The sequence below is a fragment of the uncultured Ellagibacter sp. genome (assembly GCF_934643285.1).
GTDB lineage: Bacteria > Actinomycetota > Coriobacteriia > Coriobacteriales > Eggerthellaceae > Ellagibacter.
Genome location: NZ_CAKUBT010000009.1, coordinates 22,557 through 43,670 on the forward strand (window position 1 = coordinate 22,557; position 21,114 = coordinate 43,670).

At 59.5% G+C, this 21,114-nt stretch carries 18 protein-coding genes; 17 read left to right on the forward strand and 1 reads right to left on the reverse strand.

Features of this window, described 5'->3' with window-relative positions:
• Window positions 1–84 precede the first annotated feature (84 nt).
• The 9 genes from Q0I65_RS05815 (at window position 85) to Q0I65_RS05855 (ending at window position 12,443) form a co-directional block, all read left to right on the forward strand.
• Complete coding sequence (locus tag Q0I65_RS05815) at window positions 85–2,577, forward strand: molybdopterin-dependent oxidoreductase (RefSeq protein ID WP_296061066.1); 2,493 nt, start codon at window positions 85–87, stop codon at window positions 2,575–2,577.
• Between the two features lie 19 nt (window positions 2,578–2,596).
• Window positions 2,597–2,947 (forward strand): 4Fe-4S dicluster domain-containing protein, encoded by a 351-nt coding sequence (locus Q0I65_RS05820; protein WP_296061069.1) that lies wholly within the window; start codon window positions 2,597–2,599, stop codon window positions 2,945–2,947.
• A 175-nt stretch (window positions 2,948–3,122) separates the two neighbouring features.
• Complete coding sequence (locus Q0I65_RS05825; protein ID WP_296061071.1) at window positions 3,123–4,385, forward strand: MFS transporter; 1,263 nt, start codon at window positions 3,123–3,125, stop codon at window positions 4,383–4,385.
• A gap of 285 nt (window positions 4,386–4,670) precedes the next feature.
• A complete protein-coding gene (locus tag Q0I65_RS05830; RefSeq protein ID WP_296061074.1) occupies window positions 4,671–5,915 on the forward strand; it encodes an MFS transporter in 1,245 nt (414 codons plus the stop codon).
• Between the two features lie 114 nt (window positions 5,916–6,029).
• The gene (locus Q0I65_RS05835) at window positions 6,030–8,591 is read left to right on the forward strand and encodes a molybdopterin-dependent oxidoreductase (protein WP_296061076.1); all 2,562 of its coding nucleotides are present in this window, start codon (window positions 6,030–6,032) and stop codon (window positions 8,589–8,591) included.
• A gap of 9 nt (window positions 8,592–8,600) precedes the next feature.
• Window positions 8,601–8,951 (forward strand): 4Fe-4S dicluster domain-containing protein, encoded by a 351-nt coding sequence (locus Q0I65_RS05840; RefSeq protein ID WP_296061069.1) that lies wholly within the window; start codon window positions 8,601–8,603, stop codon window positions 8,949–8,951.
• A 112-nt stretch (window positions 8,952–9,063) separates the two neighbouring features.
• Window positions 9,064–11,439: a molybdopterin-dependent oxidoreductase gene (locus Q0I65_RS05845; protein ID WP_296061078.1), complete on the forward strand. Its 2,376-nt coding sequence runs from the start codon at window positions 9,064–9,066 to the stop codon at window positions 11,437–11,439.
• A 2-nt stretch (window positions 11,440–11,441) separates the two neighbouring features.
• Entirely contained in the window at window positions 11,442–11,936 is a 495-nt protein-coding gene (locus tag Q0I65_RS05850) for an oxidoreductase (protein WP_296061080.1), read from the forward strand.
• A 72-nt stretch (window positions 11,937–12,008) separates the two neighbouring features.
• A complete protein-coding gene (locus Q0I65_RS05855; RefSeq protein WP_296061082.1) occupies window positions 12,009–12,443 on the forward strand; it encodes an FKBP-type peptidyl-prolyl cis-trans isomerase in 435 nt (144 codons plus the stop codon).
• Window positions 12,444–12,755: 312 nt separating this feature from the next.
• Here Q0I65_RS05855 and pheA read toward each other — a convergent pair whose 3' ends face one another.
• The gene (gene pheA / locus Q0I65_RS05860) at window positions 12,756–13,607 is read right to left on the reverse strand and encodes a prephenate dehydratase (RefSeq protein WP_296061084.1); all 852 of its coding nucleotides are present in this window, start codon (window positions 13,605–13,607) and stop codon (window positions 12,756–12,758) included.
• A gap of 391 nt (window positions 13,608–13,998) precedes the next feature.
• Here pheA and Q0I65_RS05865 point away from each other — a divergent pair, with 391 nt between their 5' ends.
• The 8 genes from Q0I65_RS05865 to Q0I65_RS05900 all read left to right on the forward strand — a co-directional run bounded on the left by Q0I65_RS05865 (window position 13,999) and on the right by Q0I65_RS05900 (window position 21,114).
• A complete protein-coding gene (locus tag Q0I65_RS05865; protein ID WP_296061087.1) occupies window positions 13,999–15,324 on the forward strand; it encodes a hydrogenase small subunit in 1,326 nt (441 codons plus the stop codon).
• Window positions 15,325–16,989: a nickel-dependent hydrogenase large subunit gene (locus tag Q0I65_RS05870; protein WP_296061089.1), complete on the forward strand. Its 1,665-nt coding sequence runs from the start codon at window positions 15,325–15,327 to the stop codon at window positions 16,987–16,989.
• Between the two features lies 1 nt (window position 16,990).
• Window positions 16,991–17,689 (forward strand): cytochrome b/b6 domain-containing protein, encoded by a 699-nt coding sequence (locus tag Q0I65_RS05875; RefSeq protein WP_296061091.1) that lies wholly within the window; start codon window positions 16,991–16,993, stop codon window positions 17,687–17,689.
• A 164-nt stretch (window positions 17,690–17,853) separates the two neighbouring features.
• The gene (locus Q0I65_RS05880; RefSeq protein WP_296061093.1) at window positions 17,854–18,285 is read left to right on the forward strand and encodes a viscotoxin-A3; all 432 of its coding nucleotides are present in this window, start codon (window positions 17,854–17,856) and stop codon (window positions 18,283–18,285) included.
• 4 nt (window positions 18,286–18,289) lie between these two features.
• Entirely contained in the window at window positions 18,290–18,799 is a 510-nt protein-coding gene (locus Q0I65_RS05885; RefSeq protein WP_296061094.1) for a hydrogenase maturation protease, read from the forward strand.
• A 221-nt stretch (window positions 18,800–19,020) separates the two neighbouring features.
• A complete protein-coding gene (locus Q0I65_RS05890; protein WP_296061096.1) occupies window positions 19,021–19,548 on the forward strand; it encodes a rhodanese-like domain-containing protein in 528 nt (175 codons plus the stop codon).
• A gap of 19 nt (window positions 19,549–19,567) precedes the next feature.
• Entirely contained in the window at window positions 19,568–20,365 is a 798-nt protein-coding gene (locus Q0I65_RS05895) for a TVP38/TMEM64 family protein (protein WP_296061099.1), read from the forward strand.
• 80 nt (window positions 20,366–20,445) lie between these two features.
• Entirely contained in the window at window positions 20,446–21,114 is a 669-nt protein-coding gene (locus Q0I65_RS05900; protein ID WP_296061102.1) for a TVP38/TMEM64 family protein, read from the forward strand.

Genomic DNA, 21,114 nt, shown 5'->3' on the forward strand with positions numbered 1-21,114 from the left:
CATAGTTGGTGACACTTGTCGGAAAGCCTCAGTATTCTCGCCTCATCGGCGCTAAGAAAGCGCCAAGACGAGAGAGGAGGGGAAATGGCCGACTACCGAGAGTTTCTCGACGGAATTGACCGTAAGGCCTACCACGAGGGAGAGGTTACTTGGGAAGAAGACGGTATGACCGTCACGCGCACGTATAACTACTCTGCGCCTGGGTGCCATGACTCATGCGGCGTGTTGCTTTACACGAAGGATGGCAAGCTGCAAAAGGTCGAAGGCGACCCGCTCGATCCCTATGCGAACGGTAAGCTTTGCATGCGCTGCCTTGACCTTGAGGAAATGGTCAACCACCCGCAGCGCCTCAAGTACCCAATGAAGCGTGCAGGGGAGCGCGGGGAGAACAAGTGGGAGCGCATCACGTGGGACGAGGCGCTTGACATCATCGAGAAGTACATCAAAGAGGAAATCGACGACAAGGGCTTGGGCCGCGAGTCGATCCTCGTAGGACACGGCACCGGTCGCAACATCAACTGGCAGGTTCCCTTCATCGCGGGTGCGTGCTTCCGGACTGCCAACGTTGGCGGCATCTATTTCTCCGGCTGGTGGTGCTATATGCCGCGCGTATGCGGTGCTGCTGGACCTCTCGGCGACTACCCGATCGTCGACGCTTCTGAGACCCTGCCCGATCGTTACGCCAACGAAGAGTGGGTTCGTCCGGACGTTCTCGTCGTGTGGGGCAACGAGCCGCTCAAGAGCAATGGCGACGGCTATCTTGGCCATTGGCTGAACATGTGCGTGCAGCTTGGCACGCAGATCATTTCCATCGACCCGGTCCTTACCTGGTGGGGCGCCCGTGCGGAATACTGGTTGCGCCCGCACCCCGGCACGGACTGCTGCATCGCGCTCGCGTGGCTGAACGTCATCATGAACGAGGACTTGATCGATCACGAATTCGTCGAATACTGGTGCGCGTACTACGACGAGCTTAAGGAGCATGTGCAGCAGTTCACCCCGGAATGGGCATCCTCCATCACCTCCGTTCCGGTCGAGGACATCGTCGGCTCTGCCCGCATGTACGCTAACGCCGATAAGGGCGCTATCCAGTGGGGCCTCGTGTTTGACGCGGGTACTTCGTCGTCCATGCATTGGACAGAAGCTGTGTGCGACCTCATGGCCATCTGCGGTAACATCGAGAAGCCCGGCACGCACGTGCTCGTGCACAATGCCTTCGACATTAATGCTGGGTATTCCTCGGTAGACCTTTACGCTGACAAGGGCGCGCTTGACCGAAAGTTCCGCAAATGGATGGTCGGCGACGAGGGCATGGATTTCGTCGGCATGTCGAACTGCGATGCCATGGCGAGTGTTCTCGAGGCGGGGAAGATTCCCGTCAACGGTGAGGAATATCCGATTAAGATGTTCTGGGCGCAGAGCTGCAACGCACTTTCCGGCCACGAGGGACAGGTGCCTCGCGCCTACAAGTACATGAGCAAGATTCCGTTCATCGTCTACGCCGACCCCTTCATCACGCCGACGATGATCGCACTTGCCGACCTTATCTTGCCTGTCTCCATGTCCGTCGAGCGTGACTCCGCGCGCACCTGGTGGACGCCGCTTCGCGCCATGAAGAAGGTCACGAGCTTCTACGAGGCTAAGTCCGATGAGGAAATCGCCCTTTGGCTCGGCAAGCGTCTGAACCCGGAGCTCTTCGAGCGCTGGGATACCGCAGAGGACTTCATCAACGACTACCTGCTCACCGACCTTGCGGTTGTCGGCCCCGACGGGAAGGTGCAGAAGGCAAACTTCTCCGCCGCGACAGACGACAATTGGGGCCACACCTCCGTGTCGGAAGAAGGCGGTCCCTCTATTGTCACGAAGTGCCCCTACACCTTTGATCAGCTGGTCGAAGCCGGCGGACATGCGTACGACGAGTGGAACGCCACGTACAACAAGCACGAGAAGGGCTTGCTGCGTCCCGACGGCAAGGTTGGGTTCAATACGCCTTCTGGCAGAATCGAGCTGGTGCCCACCATCTTCAACGCCTGGGGAATTCCACCGCTTCCCGTTTACACGCCGGCACCGGAGACGTGGGAGACCACACCCGAGGTGATGGAAGAGCTGCCGTTCTACATGATCAACGGTGCTCGTTCCTATGAGTTCTTCCATACCGAGCACAGGCAGGCGCCTACGATGCGTGAGTTCCATCCCGAGCCGCTTGTCAAGATCAGCCCCAAGGCCGCCAAAGACTACAACCTCCACGACGGCGACTGGATTTGGATGGAGAACAACGAAGGTCGCTGCATGCAGATGGTCAAGATCTTCGAGGGCATTCCCGACGACTGCATCTCCGCAGAGCACGGCTGGTGGAAACCCGAGACCGAAGGCGCCGCTCCGAACCTGCACCACTGCTTCGACTACAACGTCAACAACCTTACGCGCAACTTCCAGGCTGGACCCGGCGGTATCGGGTCGCCCATCAAATGCACGCGTTGCCGCATCTACAAGGTGCAGGAAGGCGATGTCATGCCCGGCGAGCAGATCGTGAACCGCGGCGGATGGCGAGACGACTACGAGCCGATGAAGGCTTAAGGGAAGGGGAGAAGACATCATGACCAAGGGAATCCTCATCAACTACGACTACTGCACCGGCTGCCACAGCTGCGAGGTGGCCTGCAAGAAGGAGCTCGGCCTGCCCAAGGGCGAGTTCGGCATCAAGCTCACCGAGACCGGCCCCTACGAGTACTCCGGAAAGGAGGGCTCCTCCCCGAAGGAGAGGTGGGAGTGGACGTGGCTCCCGGTGGTGACCAAGGCCTGCGACATGTGCGCGGAACGCACCGAGGCGGGCAAGATGCCCATGTGTGTGCAGCACTGCCAGGCGTGGTGCATGTACTACGGCGAGGCCGAGGACCTCGTCAAGAAGATGGACGGCGGCTCGCGCTGGGCGCTGTTCACCAAGTAAACCGTTTAATCAACACATCGCGTTCGTTCTAGGCTCGCCTGCGGAAGAAATGTGCAGGCGAGCATCTCGAAGACTGCAACCAAATACTAATCGCGTTACGCCAAGGAGGTGTAGGGGCGTATTCGCAAAATTTGTCTCAATATAAAAGAGGGGATCATTTTCTTTAGGAGGGAAAATGTCTGAAATTCAACAGAAGAGCAAGAAAAGGGCAATGCTCGTGCTCGTCGGCTGCTGCCTTATGCAGATGGTCGGCCTCGGCACCGTCTTGAACTCTTCGTCTGCTTACTTCGCGTTCGTTCCCGTTCTCGCGGGCGTCGACATGATGTCCTATGTCATGTGGATTTCCATGTACGGCATCGCCGCTCTCGTCGGCACGTTCCTGGGCGGCATCCTGCTCCCCAAGAACACCAAGCTCTTCCTTTCCATCGACGTCGTCGTCGTTGCGGTGGCGCTCGTCGGCTTCACGTTCGCAACGCCTGAATGGACATGGCAGTTCTCCGCGCTCGGCATCGTGATGGGCCTCTTCGGCGGCCAGTTCTTCATCTACGCATGCCCGCTGCTCGTGAACTCTTGGTTCGGCTCCGCTGTCGCCGGCCGCTATCTCGGCATCGCCAACCTTTTCTCCGGCATCGGCGGCGCCATCTTCCCCCTGGTCTTCACTCAGCTGTTCCAGGTTATGAGCTGGCAGGGCGTGTACTACGTCAACGCGGTGCTCATCCTTCTCATCCTCATCTTCTCGCTGACCGTCTTCTCGACCGATCCCTCCAAGAGCGGCCTTGAACCTTACGGTCCGATGCTCGGCGAGCAGGCTGCAGGCTCCAAGGCGGGCGTGCCGCTGAAGTACTGCCTCGGCTCGGTTGCCTTCATCCTCATGATCATCGCCTGCGTCGGCTGCTCCTTCCCGGGCGGCTTCAACTCCTACATCCAGGCGAACTGCCTTGAGGTTCTCGGCGCCGATGCCGCGACCTTCTCTGCAACGCTCATGACGTTCCTGCAAATCGGCTACATCATCGCATCGTTCGCCGGTGGCTGGCTCTGCGACAAATTCGGCTTCAAGCCGGTTACCATCGGCCTGTTCGCCCTTACCGCGCTTATGTTCCTCTGCTGGGCGTTCGTTGCGAAATCTGAGGTCACGATGGCTCTCACCGCCTTCTTCTTCGGCATGAACAACGCTATCGTCACCATCTGCGTGCCGATGCTCGTCCGCAACAACTTCGGCGAAAAGCACTTCGACAAGATTCTGTCCTACGCCATGATGGGCGTCGGCCTGGGCGGTGCGTTCGGCGCTCCGATCATCGCCAGCTTCTACACCACGACCGGCAGCTACTCCGGTGCCTTCACCGTCGGCGCCGTGGTCATGGTCATCACCCTTGCCCTCATCCTTGTTTCCTGCGCTGCTGCGAACAAGACCAAGAAGGCTCACTGGGAAGAGGTCTAGCGCCTAAGACTCAGTTCGCCTGAGGGTTCTCCACTGCTCGATTCGGGGCGGGCCGCGACATAGCGGCTGCGGCCCGCCCGTTCGGGCGAAACGACTTCGATAACCGTTTTTTAAGGAGCTCGATATGAGCCTGGATAGACCTTTGTCTTTGGGCGGGTTTCCCTTTAAGACCGGGTTGCACCTGCCTGGGCGCATGTGGTTCATGCCGAACTAGCAAATTACCTTGTTGGCCAGGCATGATGCTCAAAGATTGCCTGCCAGCTGAAAACTGAGGAGGGGCTTTCAGTGGAAGAGAAGAAGCAGGGCATCCATTACGCATGGAAAATCATGATCGGATGCTGTTTCCTCCAAGCCGGTGCATTGGGTGCCATCATGAATTCGGGCGGCATCTTCTTTGTCCCGATTTGCGAGGACTTGGGGTTCGATAGAGGCGCGATTGCACTCTATCTCACGTTCTACTTCATCGCGACGACGTTCACCTACCCGCTCGTTGCGAAGTTTTTGCCAAGATGGGATTTCAGAAAATTCTTAACGGGGTGTTTTCTCATCCTTGCCGCAACCGAAGCGGCAATGGGCTTCTTCACGGAGCTTTGGCAGTGGTACGTAGGTGGCGTTGTTCTAGGTATCGCCGGCGCGCTCGTCTTCGTTGTCGCATCGACGGTGCTTATCGAGAACTGGTTCGTTGAGAAACGCGGCACGGCGCTCGGCATCGCGATGTGCGGTTCCGGCATCGGCGGCGTCATCTTCCCGATTCTCGGCAACTTCCTAATCGAGACTATTGGTTGGCGCATGGCCTATCCGGCTATCGCCGTGATCATATGCGTTCTCGTCCTTCCGTGGACTATCTTCGTGTTCAGGCTCCATCCGTCCGAGCTTGGCCTTGAGCCTTACGGAGCGGACAAGGCGAAGGAGCTTGAGGAGGCTGCTGCGAACGAGAAGGGCGTGCCCGCCAAGAAGGCGATCTTCACCCTGGCGTTCATCTGCATCTTCTTGTACGCGGGCATCGAGGCGCTCTTCAGCGGCTACAACAACCATCTGCCCGGCTTCGCCGAGTCGATCGGGTATTCTGCCGCATTCGGCGCGAGCATCCTGTCCTTGGCTCAGCTTGGCTACACGGTTGCGACGCTCGTCATGGGCTGGGTTACCGACAAGATCGGCGTTGCCGCGTCCACCTACATCACGCTCGGCATCACCGCGTTGTCCCTGCTCGGCTTCTCTTTCTTCCAAGACGAAATCCCGCTCATTATCTCGGCATTCGTCTTCGGCATGAACTCGGTCATCATCACCATCTCCGTGCCGACGCTGATTTCCGAGATTTTCGGCAAGAAGCACTTCGCCGAGATTCTGCCGTACTCGCGCATGTCCGGCATCATCGGCTGCTTCGGCGCTGCGGCCATCGGCGCGTGCTACGACGTGACGGGAAGCTACGTCGGCTCGTTTTTCGCGGGCGTCGGCATCCTCGCCGCGTGCGCCATCCTTGTCGGCATCGCGCTCTCCCAGAAAAGGAAGATCCATGCCCTTTGGGAGTAACAGGCATTCGCCGGGCTGGGCTCGAGGCGAGTGAGGGCAGGTTGAGCTCAGACCGGTGAGATATCGGTTCTTGCAAAAGCAAGCGACCGCAAAGCATTAACAGGAAGGAATAACATGGCAGACTATCAGGAGTTCCTTGACGGCATCGACCGCAAGGCGTACCACGAGGGGGAGTGGCAATGGGAAGAGGATGGGTGCACGGTAACGCGTACCTACCACTATTCCCCGCCGGGTTGCCACACTTCTTGCGGCATTCTTCTCTACGTTAAAGACGGCAAGGTCGTGCGCATCGAGGGCGATCCCCTCGACCCGTGCACGAACGGCAAGCTCTGCATCAAGTGTCTGACAATGACCGAGTCCTTAAACCACCCCGATCGCCTTAAATACCCCATGCGGCGCGCCGGCGAACGCGGCGAGAACAAGTGGGAGCGCATCTCGTGGGATGAGGCCTACGACGAAATCGAGGCCAAGGTCAAAGACATCTGGGAAACCGACGGCGGCAACGCGATCATCTGCGTGCATGGCACGGGCAGAAACATCAACTGGCAGGTGCCCTTCTTCGGTCAAGCGGCTCTGAAGACCCCGAACATCTCGACCTTCGGCTTCACCGGCTTCGCCTGCTATATGCCGCGCATCTGCGGTTCTATCGCCCCGTTCGGCGATTTCCCCATCGTCGATGCGTCCGAAACCCATGCCGACCGCTACAACAACGAGGAATGGGTTCCGCCCGAGGTGCTCGTCGTTTGGGGCAACGAGCCTCTCGCTTCGAACGCCGACGGCTACGTTGGCCACTGGCTTGTCCAATGCGTGCAGATGGGCACGAAGATTATCTCCATCGACCCGCGTCTGACCTGGTGGGGCGCTCGCGCAGAATACTGGCTGCAGATTCGTCCGGGTACCGACGCCGCTCTTGCCTGCGCATGGCTCAACGTCATCATTTCCGAAAAGCTCTACGACCAGGAGTACATCGACTACTGGTGCGCCGGATTCGACGAGCTTGCCGAGTCGGTCAAGGACAAGACGCCCGAGTGGGCGGCCGAGATCACCGGCCTTTCGGTTGAGGACATCATCGGCTCTGCGCGCCTGTATGCAGCCGCCAAGCCGGGCGCCATTCAGTGGGGCCTCGCCTTCGACCAGCAGCTTTCTGCCATGGCACTCTGCCTTGCGGGCTGCGACCTTATGGCCATCTGCGGCAACGTCGACGTTCCGGGCGGAAACATCCTCGTTCACAACGCCTTTGAAATCAACGCCGGCTATGCCTCGGGCGAGAACCTCACGCCGCCCGAATGGCGCGCGAAGAAACTCAACAACAACTACGCGCTTTCCATTCAAGGCGGCGACTTCGTCGCGCACGCCTCGTCGGACGGCCTCCTTCAAGCCATCGAAGACGGGTTCCCCTATCCCATTAAGATGATGTGGATCCAGTCTTCCAACACTCTTTCTTGCCCAAGCCAGGACTCTCCCCGCGTCATGGCGGCAATGAAGAAAATCCCCTTCATCGTGAACGCCGATCCCTACATCACCCCGACTTCGGTGGCTCTTGCCGACATCATCCTTCCCGTCGCCATGAGCGCAGAGCGCAACTCCGCCCGCACGTGGTGGAGCCCGTGCCGCGCCATGGTGAAGGTCACGGATTTCTACGAGGCTAAATCCGACGAGCAGATTATCCTTGATCTGGGCAAGCGCTTGAACCCCGAGGTATTCGGGCAGTGGGACACCGACATCGATTGGCTGAACTGGTATCTGCACGACGGCACGGGCTCGTTCTCGGCGACCACTGAAGCCACCGACCAGGGCGGTGCCAAGAACTCCGGCAAGACGCTTTTCACCGCCGATTGGGAAGAGCTCGTCAAAGACCCCTCGATGCTCGGCCATTCCTACGACGAGTTCAACAGCACGTACAACAAGGCCGCCAAGGGCATGTTCCGTGCGGACGGCTCCATTGGCTACGGCACGCCTTCCGGGCGCCTCGAGCTTACCCCGATGCTGTACAACTACTGGGGCCTGTCGACCACGCCGTTCCACACCGAGCCTCCCGAGGGTCCCATTTCCACTCCCGAGCTCATGGAAGAGTACCCGCTCATCCTTACCTGCGGCGGGCGCTCCTTCGAGTTCTTCCATTCCGAGCACCGTCAGCTGCCCACGATGCGCGAGCTTCATCCGCAGCCTCTGTGCATGATCAACCCGAAGACCGCCGAAAAGTACGGCATCCAAGACGGCCAGTGGGTATGGATCGAAAACGACCACGGCCGCTTCAAGCAGGTGGCCAAGATCACCAAGCAGGTGAACGAGAAGACCATTCATGCGGAACATGGCTGGTGGTTCCCCGAAACCGAGGGCGCGGCACCTTATCTGTTCGGCACGTTCGAGTCGAATCCCAACAACTGCACGAAGGCGTTCGTCACCGGGCAAGGCGGCGTCGGCTCCCCGATCAAGTCGATGATCTGCAAGATTTACCCCGTCAAGGAAGGCGACAAGATGCCCTACGAGCAGATCGCCGAGACGGGCAACTTCCCCTGGTACAAGAAGGTCGAATCTCCGCGTGCCGATGAAATCGCTCGCTATCACGAGGCCTTGGAAGAAGGCAAGGGATACGACCCGATGACGAACCAGGTCATCGATCCCGCCTCCGGCGCGCGGTTCGACTTGAAGACCGGCGACGCGGTCGAGGCTTAAGGGGGCGCTATGACCAAGGGAATCCTCATCAACTACGACTACTGCACCGGCTGCCACAGCTGCGAGGTGGCCTGCAAGAAGGAGCTCGGCCTGCCCAAGGGCGAGTTCGGCATCAAGCTCACCGAGACCGGCCCCTACGAGTACTCCGGAAAGGAGGGCTCCTCCCCGAAGGAGAGGTGGGAGTGGACGTGGCTCCCGGTGGTGACCAAGGCCTGCGACATGTGCGCGGAACGCACCGAGGCGGGCAAGATGCCCATGTGTGTGCAGCACTGCCAGGCGTGGTGCATGTACTACGGCGAGGCCGAGGACCTCGTCAAGAAGATGGACGGCGGCTCGCGCTGGGCGCTGTTCACCAAGTAAGTTTGCTGAAGTGCTGCTCGGCACCCGCAAGGGGAAGTCGACTGACGGATGCCGAGCGGCTTTCGGATAGAGCAACTAATGTGTTGTGATGAGAAATGAGGGAGGAAACACAATGAGCGAAGACCCGTTCTACAAGAAGGCTGAAGTCGTCAAGCTCGACACGCTTTCCGATGTGAACGACATCGGAAAGCCTTGGCGCTACGAGGAGGACGGCCTAACCGTTACCCGTACGAGTCCCTGGTCGCCTCCGGGATGCCACCCCGTCGGATGCGGCCTCAAACTTTACGTGAATGACGAGGGCAAGCTCGTCAAGGTTGAGGGCGACGAGAACAACCCGGTCACCCAGGGCCGCCTGTGCCCGAGGTGCATCGCGCTCAAGGATTATATCTACAACCCAGCCCGCCTTCTCCATCCGATGAAACGCGACCCGAAGGACCGCGGAAACGCCGACGCTTGGGAGCAGATAAGCTGGGACGAGGCATTCGACATTATCAAGAAGGAGTACGACCGCATCACGGCTCAGTACGGTCGCGAGTCGATCGTCGTGTTCGCAGGCACCGGCCGCGAGGGCGGCACGTTCGCCCCCTACGGCACCATGTGCTTCGGCACGCCTAATTTCTGCTACTCGCAGTCCGGCTACGCGTGCTACACACCGCGACTGGCCGCCATTGCCTATATCGGCGGCACGACTTACCCTGAGTGGGACTACGCCGGCGCCCTGCCGGGCCGCTGGGACGACCCGCGCTACGACCTGACCGAGGTGCTTGTCGTCTGGGGCAAGGCTCCGCTCGAGTCCAACCCTGACGGCTTTTTCGGCCATGCGGTTGTCGACGCGATGCGTCGCGGCACGCGCCTCATCGTCATTGACCCGCGCGTCACTTGGCTCGCTGCCCGCGCCGATATCCACCTGCAGCTGCGTGCTGGCACTGATACGGCGCTCGGTATGGCGATGCTCAACATCATCATCAACGAGGACCTCTACGACCACGACTTCGTTGAGTACTGGTGCTATGGCTTCGAGCAGCTCGCTGAGCGCGTCCAGGAGATGACGCCGGAGAAGGCGGCCGAAATTTGCCAGGTGCCCGTCGAGGACATCTACCGAGCAGCCCGCATGTACGCCACCGCTAAGCCTGGCGCCATCCAGTGGGGCCTCGCTGCCGACCAGAAGACCAACGGCATGCAGCAGGGCCAGGTCACTGTCGATCTCATGGCCATCACCGGCAACCTCGACGTCCCGGGCGGCCAGATTCTCCCTGGTACTGGCGCCGGTCATAATGAGTCCGGCTTCGGGTTCGAAAAGGGCGTTGGTGAAGACCTCCAGAAGAAGATGATTGGCCTCGAGGAGTATCCCGCGTACTGCATGATCATCTTGAACGCCCATGCCGACCTCATGCTCAAGGCGCTCGAGACCGGCGAGCCGTACCCTATCAAGATGGGCTTCTACGCTGGCAACAACCTTATGAGCTGCACCTCCATGGAGCCGAAGCGTTGGCACGACGCCATCGTGAAGTCACTGGAGTTCTGCATCGGGTTCGATACGTTTATGAACCCCTCGATCGAGGCCTCCTGCGACATCTTCCTGCCGCTCAAGACCGTTGCCGAGCGCGAGGGCACGGTGTTCACCCACTACGCGCCCTGTACCGTTACCGCAGGTTTCATGAACAAGGCGATCGAGGTGGGCGACTGCCTGACCGACTACGAGCTGTGCTACGAGCTCGGCCGTCGTCTGCGCCCCGAGCTTTGGGAAAACGAGTTCAAGTTCCGCTCCTCCAAGGAGTTCATGGAAGCTCTGCGCCTCGGCAAGCGCGAGAACGGCGCCTACTTCGATGAGGTCTCCAAGAACGTCGTCTGCCAGATTCCTGTCGATTACTACAAGTACGAGCGCGGCGAGATGCGCCAGGATGGCGGTCCCGGGTTCGCGACCCCGACCGGCCGCATCGAGCTGTGGTCGACCGCGTTCAATCAGTTCGGCGAGGACCCGCTGCCGTACTACGAGGAGCCTGAGTTCGGCCCCGCGAACCCCGAGCTCATGAAAGAGTACCCCTACATCCTCACGACGGGTGCCCGCACGAGCGCGTTCTTCCACTCTGAGCACCGCCAGATCGCCTACCTGCGCGAGCTCAACCCCGACCCGATTACCGAGATCAACCCGAAGACCGCCAAGAAGCTCGGCATCACCGACGGCCAGTGGGTGCGCCTTACGAGCCCCTTTGGTGAGTGCGTGCAGAAGGCATGCGTGAGCGAAATCGTCGACGAGAAGACGATTCACGCGCAGCATGCCTGGTGGTTCCCCGAGGAAGACGGCAACGAGCCGAACCTCTACGGCAACTTCCGCAGCAACATCAACAACCTGCTGCCGAACTTCCACTTCGGCAAGCTTGGTTTCGGTGCCCCGAACAAGTGCCTCGTCTGCAAGATCGAGCCCATTGCCGAGAACTACGACACCGACATGAACCTCATCTGGGATAAATTCGGAAAGCTGGTGTAGACATGACCCAATACGGACTCCTTATTGACTACGAGTTCTGCACGAACTGCGGATCCTGCCAGGTCACCTGCAAGGAAGAGCATAACTACCCGGTCGGCAAGACCGGCATCAAGGTTATGGTCGACGGGCCTTGGAAGACCGATGACGTGCACTACAACTTTAACAACTGGCCTATCGTGACTGATCTGTGCGACCTCTGCGCGGAGCGCATCTCGAAGGGCCGCGAACCGATGTGCGTCCATCACTGCCTGGCGAACATCATCACCTACGGCACGGTCGAGGAGCTTGCCAAGAAGCTCGAGAAGAAGCCGAAGCAGTTCCTCGTCGTGCCCGAGTACAACCCGATCGCGACTCGCCCCGAGTTCGTCTCCAAGGGAGAGAAGAAGCACAAGGCGGCGCATATCGAGGTAGAGGGCACGGGTAAGGCGACGTACGCCGTCCATCGCCACGACACCAAGGTCGGCGAGCTTGACGAGAACGAGGGCACGGCTTACTAGCTTGTCTGTTTGATTATCGGTCGGGGCTTCTTTTCCCTCCAAGGAGCCCCGCCGCTACAGGAGGTGGGTTGAATGAGCGAGAAGGCAGGCTTGGGAAAGGTCGTCAGCGTCCATTACCGCGGCGGCATCAAGGGCGAAAAGCCCATCGACGACAATTACGACCGCGATCCTTTGACGGTCATGATTGGCGATATGAAATTGCCTCGGGGCATCGAGCTCGCGCTCGAGAGTATGGAGATGGGCGAGGTTAAAACCGTTGAGGTTCCGGCAGAGCTCGGATATGGGGACTATCAGGATAATCTTGCCCAATGGTACCCGAAGATCATGCTGAAAGACGGGTACAACCTCAAAGAGGGGGATTTCCTGTACTGGACGAATCCCCAGGACAACAGTAAGGCCCCAGCTTGGGTAACTGAGACGACGTCAGACCAGGTTAAAATCGATTTCAATCATCCTTTTGCCGGTAAGACGCTCGAGTACACCCTCGAGCTTGTCGATATTCGCTAGGACCTGCAATGTGCTACCCCTGCACGCATTGTGGGCGATGTGGCAAATACTGTCCTGACAGCCCTTATTATACGCCGCCTCCTGGAATTCCGTGTCTTCGATGCGGTGAGCTTATCGACCCAACAAAAGGAGTATGTGAGAAATGCGGATATATCGCGTTCTCTCCACCAGGTAAAAAGGGTGGATTTGCAAAGAAAACTAACTAAATATTCTGCCGCAACCGCCAGTCCATATCCCCTTCAGATGGACTGGCGGTTTTTTGTTGCCTTCTTGCCTAACACTGTGTGAAAGGCGTTGCTCGTTACGTGCTCTCTACCCGATGGGGTAGCTTCCGAGCACCTTCACTTCGCGCAGCTTCAGGCGCAGGCAGTTCAGCGCGGTCTGAATGTTGGGCTCGTTGGCGTTGCCCTCGAACTCGATAAAGAACATGTAGTCGCCGAGGGCCTGCTTGGTCGGGCGCGACTGGATGAGCGACAGGTTGACACCCGCATAGGCGAACTCGGACAGGATCATGTTCAGCGTGCCCGCGCGGTCCATGTTCAGGAAGAGCGCGACCGACGTCTTGAATTTCGTTCCCGTGAACACGGGCGCATGGCCCTGACGGCCGATGAGCGCAAAGACCGTCTGGTTGCCGAAGTGATCCTCGATGTCGTGGGCGTAAACCTTCGCGCCGTGGGTTTCCGCGGCGAAGGCGTTCGCGATGCCCGCCGTATGGATATCGGCTGCCGCGAGGCGCGCGCTCTCGGCAGTGGATGACGTGGTCACGGTCGTGCGGCCGGGGAGCTTCTCCGACATGAAGCGGCGGCATTGGGCGAGCCCCTGCGCATGGGACGCCACGGTGGTGATGTCCTCGAGCTTGGCGTCGGGGTTCACGACGAGGCAGTGGTGGATATCGACGACTTCTTCCCCCAAGATAACGGAGGTGCTTTTCAGCGCGAAACCGTCGAGCGTGGCGGTAACCGGCCCCTCGATGGAGTTCTCCTTCGCGACGACACCGAACTCGCAGCGGCCGCGGTCGACGCAATCGAAGACCTCGTCGAAGGAGGTGCACTCGATAAAGTCGGGGCTCTCGATGCCGAGGCGCTTCGCGAAGGCGAGCGTCGCCTCGTGTGAATACGTGCCTGTCGGGCCGAGGAATGCGATGGTGTTGTCGGGCGATTTCATGGGTGGGTAACTCCTTGGATGCGGTTTTCACGTGCGCGAACATTGTAGCGGTCGCATTTGATAGGGGGCGATATTCCCCGAAAAAGTCTTTGAATGGGGCGTCTTCCCGATGCTCAATCTTTGAGCCGTGTTATTTCGCTTGCTGATTCTTAGTTAACCATTCGATACGCAATACAATGCTTGAGCAGGCACAATTGGTGTTACATTGCCAAATTAGCGTAACATTTTCGGTACAAGCGCGTGTTTTTTCGTCCCTTCGTGTTTATCCCGTAACATTAAGTGCATACAATGGCTAAGTTTTTACAAGGAACGTTCGCGCATGCACGGATCGGTATGCGCGGGCACTCCGTAATCGATTCTTGAGAGAGAGAAAAAAAGAGGAGGTGTGCACATGGTAAACGAAGCTACTGCTTCCGAGTTCTCCAGCATGCTTGAAGCGCGGGGGGTCACGCGACGCAGCTTTATGAAGCTTTGCGGTACGATCGCGGTCGCAGCAGGACTTTCCGAGCTCGCGGCTCCGCGCGTCGCTTCTGCATTGGAAAACTCCGTTATCGGTGCAACTAAGGGAAACCTGTATCCTGTCATCTGGATCGAGGGCGCGTCGTGCACAGGCTGCACGGAGTCCTTCGCTCAGGTTGAGACTCCCGATCCGGCAGAGGTCGTGCTCGAGCTTCTGTCGCTTAACTACTCCGAGACGCTTTCCGCGGCGGCCGGTTGGTCGATGGAGGAAGCCAAGGAGCAGACGATCGAATCCGGCAACTACGTTCTCGTGTACGAGGGCGCTGTGCTCGAGGGCTGGGGCGGCCAGGCGCTTCGCGTCGCCGACAAGCCCGGCACCGAGCATCTGATCGAGGCTGCCAAGAACGCGAAGACGGTTGTCGCGCTCGGCTCTTGCGCCGTGAACGGCGGCTGGATGGGCGCTCACCCGAACTCCTCCGATGCGCTCGGCGTCGAGCAGTTCCTGAAGAAGTCCGGCATCGAGGTTCCCGTTGTGAACATCCCCGGCTGCCCGGCAAACCCCGAGTGGCTCGTTTCCGTGCTCGTCGACGTGATCATGCTCGACAGCAAGCAGCTCAAGCTCACGAGCGACAACAAGCCCGAGGGCATCTTCGGCCAGACCATTCATGACAACTGCGAGCGCCGCGGCCACTTTGAGAACGGCGAGTTCGTCTACAAGTTCGGCTCCGAGGAAGAGGCCAAGGGTTACTGCCTCTATCCGCTCGGCTGCCGCGGTCCGCAGACGAAGTCCACGTGCGGCATCACGATGTGGAACAACCGCCGCAGCTGGTGCGTGCAGGCTGGTTCTCCCTGCATCGGCTGCTGCGAGGCGAACCCCAACGACCCGGGCGACAACTGGGTCGAGGTGAACACCCCGTTCTACAAGCGTCATCGCGACCTGCGCATCGGCGACTGGATGATTCAGCCCGGCACGATTGCCCTCACGCTTACCGGCCTCGTCGCTGCAGCGCTCGTCGTGCACGGCTTCGGCATGAAGGCCACCGGACGTATGGACGGCGGCGCGGACTTCGAGACCATCCGCAAGTGGGATAAGGATCATCCCGAGAACTCCATCGGCACCTACGACCTTACCGACGAGGAAAAGGCGCAGGCTTGCAAGGAGAATTCCGGCAACCTTACCCAGAAAGAGCGCCTCTACGACACCATCGGCGTTCGTCCCGACCTGAAGAAAAACGATACGGAAGGAGGTCAGGAGTAAATGACCCGTTCTATCATTGACCCGATTACCCGTATCGAAGGCCATCTCCGCGTCGAGATGGAAGTCGAGAACGGCAAGGTCTCCGATGCGTGGGTCTCGGGCGGCTGCTTCCGCGGCATGGAGCTCGTCGTGAAGGACCGCACCCCCGAGGATGCGGCTCAGATCGTCGAGCGCATCTGCGGCGTTTGCCCGGTTTCCCATGCCCACGCCTCCTCGATCGCCGCTGAGAAGGCTTACGGCATCGAGATTTCCAACAACGCGCGCATCATCCGAAACCTGATCGAGGGCGCCCAGTTCCTGCACAGCCACATCCTGTGGTTCTACAACCTGGCCGGTCTTGACTATGTGAACCCGCTTAACGCTCTGAAGGCGAACGTCGGCGACGCGTACGACCTGGCAGCTGCCCAGGGTTGCGCCACCGCAAGCGACATGTACGCCTTGAAGGAGCGCCTCTCCAAGTTCGCCGACAACGGTCAGCTGTCCATCTTCTCGGGCAACTGGTTCGATGCCGAGGACGGCACGGGATACAAGCTTCCCGCGGAACTCGACCTCATCCTTACTGCGCACTATCTTGAGGCTCTCAAGATGCAGGCGAAGGCTTCCGAGATCGCGGCTCTGCTCGGCGGCAAGATGCCCCACGTCATGACCATCGTTCCTGGCGGCACCGCGTTTGTCCCCACCTCGAGCAAGCTCGATGACCTGAAGTATCTCGTCGACGAGGTGTACAACTGGGTCGAAGCGACCATGCTTCCTGACGTGCTCGCCCTCGCGCCGTACTACACCGACGCTCTCAACTGGGGCAAGGGCTGCGGTCGCTACATCGCTTGGGGTGTGTTCGAGAACAAGAGCATGCTCTTGAACGAGCGCTATATGCCGGCAGGCGTCCTGCAGGACGGCCTCAAGCTCGAGGACGTCGACACCTCGAAGATCGCCGAGTACGTGGGCCATTCCTGGTACAAGGGCGATGCAACCCGTCAGTCTCCCGACTACACCACCGAGCCCGAGTACACCGAGTACTACAAGGACGGTTCGGACACGGTCAACGACCGCTACTCCTGGGTCAAGTGCCCGGGTTACGACGGCAAGCCGATGGAGGCGGGCTCGCTTTCCCGTATCCTCGTTGCCTACAAGCGCAACGTGCCCTTCATCGTGAAGCACGTCGACGCGGTGCTCGAGGCGCTCGGCGCGCCGGGCAACCTGAACGCGCTCGGCTCCACGCTCGGCCGCACCGGCATCCGCCAGGTCGAGACGCTCTACATCGCAAGCCTCATGAAGGAATGGGTCGACGAGCTCATCGAGGCTGTGAAGAGCGGCGATAGCGAGTACTTCCGCGAGCCCGCACGCATCTCCGGCGAGGGCGAGGGTCTCTGGGAGGCACCTCGTGGCGCACTCTACCATGCCGAGAAGGTCGAAAACGGCCGCATTCAGGGCTACCAGATCATCATTCCGTCCACGTGGAACCTCGCTCCTCACAACGAGAAGGGCGAGTACGGCCCGCTCGAGCAGGCACTCATCGGCGTGCCGGTCGGCGACATCAAGAAGCCGATCAACGCGCTGCGCACCGTTCACAGCTTCGATCCCTGCACCGCTTGCGCCGTGCATGTGACCGAGCCTGCCACGGGCAAGCATTTTGAAACCGTTACGAGCCCTTGGGGGGTGAAGTAGGATGGCACATCTTGCACACTACCGTGAGGCGCATCCTCTCGTTTTCGTCATCACCCACTGGATCAACCTTATCGCGATGATCGTCCTGATCGTCACCGGTTTCTGCATCCATTTCCCGTTCTGGCCCTATTTCGAGAGCCTGGCGCGCGGCATGCACGTGTTCTTCGGATTCGTGATTTTCCTGAACTGCGTGTTCCGCATCATCGCCGCGTTCTTCGTGAAGACGGCGCCGACGGGCGGCACGCGCAAGCAGGTCACCGACTACAAGACCTGGTTGCCGCAGAAGGATAACCGTCATCAGGGCCTTATCTGGATCAAGTACTACCTGTTCCTGAAGAAGGACCATCCGCTGGGAGCAAAGCTTGGCGTTCCTCAGAAGATTTCCTACCTGTTCATTCCGGTGCTCATCATCGTGATGTTCTACACCGGCATGTGCCTGTGGGTGCCGACGATGAACCTGCCGTTCTTCGCTGCCGGCACGAACCTCGTTGGCGGTCTTATGTCGATGCGCATCATCCACTACTTCATGATGTACATCTTCATCATCTTCATGTTCATCCATGTGTACCTGGCGAACATCGAAGGCATTGCTCCGACCAAGCTCATGTTCCTTTGGAAAGAGCATGGCGGACTGGTGTACGACCCCGATACCCACACCATCGTGGGCGAGGACGACCTCGGCGAGTCCGAGAAGCACTAGGCGTTTGCGTCGTGAAGGAGCCCGCCGTCAAAAGCGGGCTCCTTTTATCTTCGCAGCTTGCAGGCGATGCGCGCACTATTTGCAGCGCGCGCATCGAGGCATATGCTGCAACTTGCAATCCCATCGTTTCGAAACCGACGGAGTAGAGAGAGGTGCGCGTCGTCATGGCACGTGAGCTCACTGATGAGGAAATTGCCCGCGAAGAGAAGTTCCTGAAGGGCGTCCCGCGCGTGAACATCGGCGCGCTGTTTTTGCCGCCTATCTGGGGGCCGGCGCACGGTATGTGGGCCGCCATCTTGTTTTATCCGATCTGGCTTTTCGCCGATAACACTTTCTACGCGGCTTTTGCGACCCCAAGCGCGCTCTCCATCGTGTTCGCGGTGATCGTATTCGTGCTTCTGACCGCGGCGACAGTGGCCTTCTCCATCGTGAGCCAGCCGTTTGCGGCCCACCGCGCGGCAGAACACGGTGTCTCGCGCGAGAAGTATCTCTCTCGCCAGCGCATCTGGGCTGTCGTCTCCGTAATCGTGGGTTGTGTGATGATTGCTACAGCCACTTACTACAACCTCGTCATCCGTCCGGGATTGGGGGCTTAAGCGCATGGGGGAGAGGAAAGCCGCCGTTTTCTGCGTGGGAAACCGGCTCATGCTCGACGAGGGTGTGGGGCCTGCCGTATACGATACCGTGCTGCGTGATTATGAGGTTCCTAGTAATGTGCGACTTTTCGATGTCGGCTGCATGAGCCTGGACATGCTTCCCTACGTGGACAGCTACGACGTGATCATCACGGTCGATGCGGTTGATGGCACAGGCGATGCCCCGGGTACGGTGTACCGCTTCTCGCCCGACGCCATGGCCAGGCATACAGGCGCGATGGCCTCGCTGCACGATTTGAAGCTCGTCGACCTTTTCGACGCCGCGTCGCTTCTTGGGTACGAGGCCGAAGGCTATTGCCTGGGGATGCAGGTTGCCAACATGTCTCCTTCTGAGTATGCGATGGATTTGACCGAGCCTGTGCGCTCGGCGCTCCCCCTTTTGGTGGAAACGCTCGTCGCCGAGTTGCATCGCCGCGGCTTTTACCTGAAAAAGAGGCCGCTTGCTTCCGAATAGCGCAGGCTGGATTTGCGTTATTTGAATGCCGCATGATATCATTTTCCACGGCCTAACCAACCGAATGCCCATTCTGCAACGGGTATTATCGGGTAAGTTATTCGCGCCTTTCTGCCTTGCGCGCGGTGCCCAGATCAAGGGTGGGCTTTAGGTCATGGCGATTCTGCGTCGTCTTGAAGGCTGACAATCTCGTACAAATGAATATAAGGAGATGCTTCACCATGATGAAGAAGGTTTTCGCTGTCGTATGCACTCTCGCCCTCGCGGGCGGCGTCTTCGCTGGTTGCTCTGGCAATTCCGACAACGCCGAGAAGAAGTCAGATTCTGCCGCCACCGAGCAGAAGGCTGCGGCCACCGACGAGGTCAAGGCTCCCGAGTCCGACGTCGCCATGAAGTACATCACATCGGCGGATGCCGAGGCTAACCTTGATTCCTCCGATTACGTGTTCATCGACCTGCGCAAGGCCGATGACTACAAGGCGGGCCACATCAAGGGCGCTATCGCGGCTGACATGGACGCTTGCAAGGGCGGCGACTTCCAGAACGGCGTCGACACGATGAAGGCGGCCCTTAAGGACGCTACTGGTTCCGAGAACGGCGCGGACAAGAAGCTTGTGCTCATCTGCTACTCCGGTAAGAGCTATGCCCAGGCCGGCACCAACGTGCTTTCCGTCATCGGCGCGAACATGGACAACGTGTTCACCCTCGAGGGCGGCATGAAGGCTTGGACCGGCGCAACCGAAGCTTAGTTTCCCCAGGTAGGAATTTATGGCTTCCAAGCGCAACGCTTGGGTATCGCGAATCGCCATCGCGGTCGTCGTCGTGGCGGCCGCTGTGGCGTATTTCGCTGTTCCGAGCGTGAACTCATTCGTGAACGATCTGTGTCGCCGTTTCTCGACCGGTGACTTCGCGGAGATGCGCGATTTCATGGCGTCGTATGGCGTATGGGCTGCCGTGGTGTCGTTTGCCCTGATGATCTTTCAGTCGGTTGCGGCGCCCCTGCCTGCTTTCATCCTGACGTTCGCGAACGCGAATCTGTTCGGCTGGTGGCATGGCGCGATTCTGTCGTGGACGAGCGCCATGGCGGGCGCGGCGGTCTGCTTTTGGATTGCTCGGTCGCTTGGGCGCGAAGCGGTCGAGAAGCTGTGTTCGAAAACGGGACTTGCGACCATCGAGCGGTTTTTCGAGCGGCATGGAGACCAAAGCGTGCTCATCGCGCGTCTGCTCCCGTTTGTCTCGTTCGACTTCGTGAGCTACTTCGCAGGCTTGACCTCGATGCCTTTCAAGGGCTTTATGATTGCGACGGGCATCGGGCAGCTTCCGGCGACGATTGTGTATTCCTATGTGGGCGGTATGCTCACTGGTGGTGCAAAGATGCTGGTCACGGCTCTGCTCATTCTTTTTGCGCTCGCGGCGCTCGCTGTTTTGGCACGGCAGCTTTACCGCGAGCATGTATCGCGCGGCAAGAAGGGGACAGACGCGGCGACGGGCGTTTCGCAGGGCGCAGGCGTGCTCGATGTGCCGTGCGCAGACGACGCGAAGGATGCTCGGGAGGGCAAATGCTGAGCATCGACGCGTCTCAAGGGAGCCCGCAAGGTTCGCCATCGTCCTTTCCGAAATGGGTCAAACCGGCGGTTTTCGCCTGTTTGGCCCTTCTTGTCATGGTCGCAAGCGTCCTTTTCGGCGGGGAAGCGGGCCTTGCTGCGTTCGGGCCGTGGGCGAATCTGGAAAAGCTCGTGCAGGAGAACCTTGCGCTCTCCCTTGCAGTGTACTTTCTGTGCACGGTGGTGGGCTGCACGGTGCTCGTGCTGCCGGGCATGGTGTTCGCGTTGGCGGCGGGGGCGCTCTTCGGTCCCGTTTTAGGGACGATCGCGTGTGCCACGGCGGCGACAGTGGGCGCGGTGCTGTCGTTTCTCGTCGGCAGATTCTTCCTGCGCGATGCGGTGCGGCCGCGCGCCCTTCGCAACGCCCATCTCAGGCGATGGCTTTTCGGGGAGACGGGCGTGAACGCCGTGGTCCTGCTCGCGATCACGCGGCTTGTGCCCCTGTTTCCGTACAATCTGCAAAACTTCGCATATGGGGTAACCGATATGAAGGTTGCGACATATGCGGCGTTTTCTTTCCTGTTCATGATTCCCGGTACCGCGATGTACGTGCTCGCCGGCGCCGGCGTGTCGCAGGGCGCTTCGGGCTTGTCTTATTGTGCGCTCGCCTTAGGCGTCGGCGCGGTGGTGGTTGGAGTGGCTGTGGTGTTGAAGAGGCGCTTCGGCCTGGAAGATGCGGTTTCGAGTAACGATGGGGAAGGGGGAGAGTAG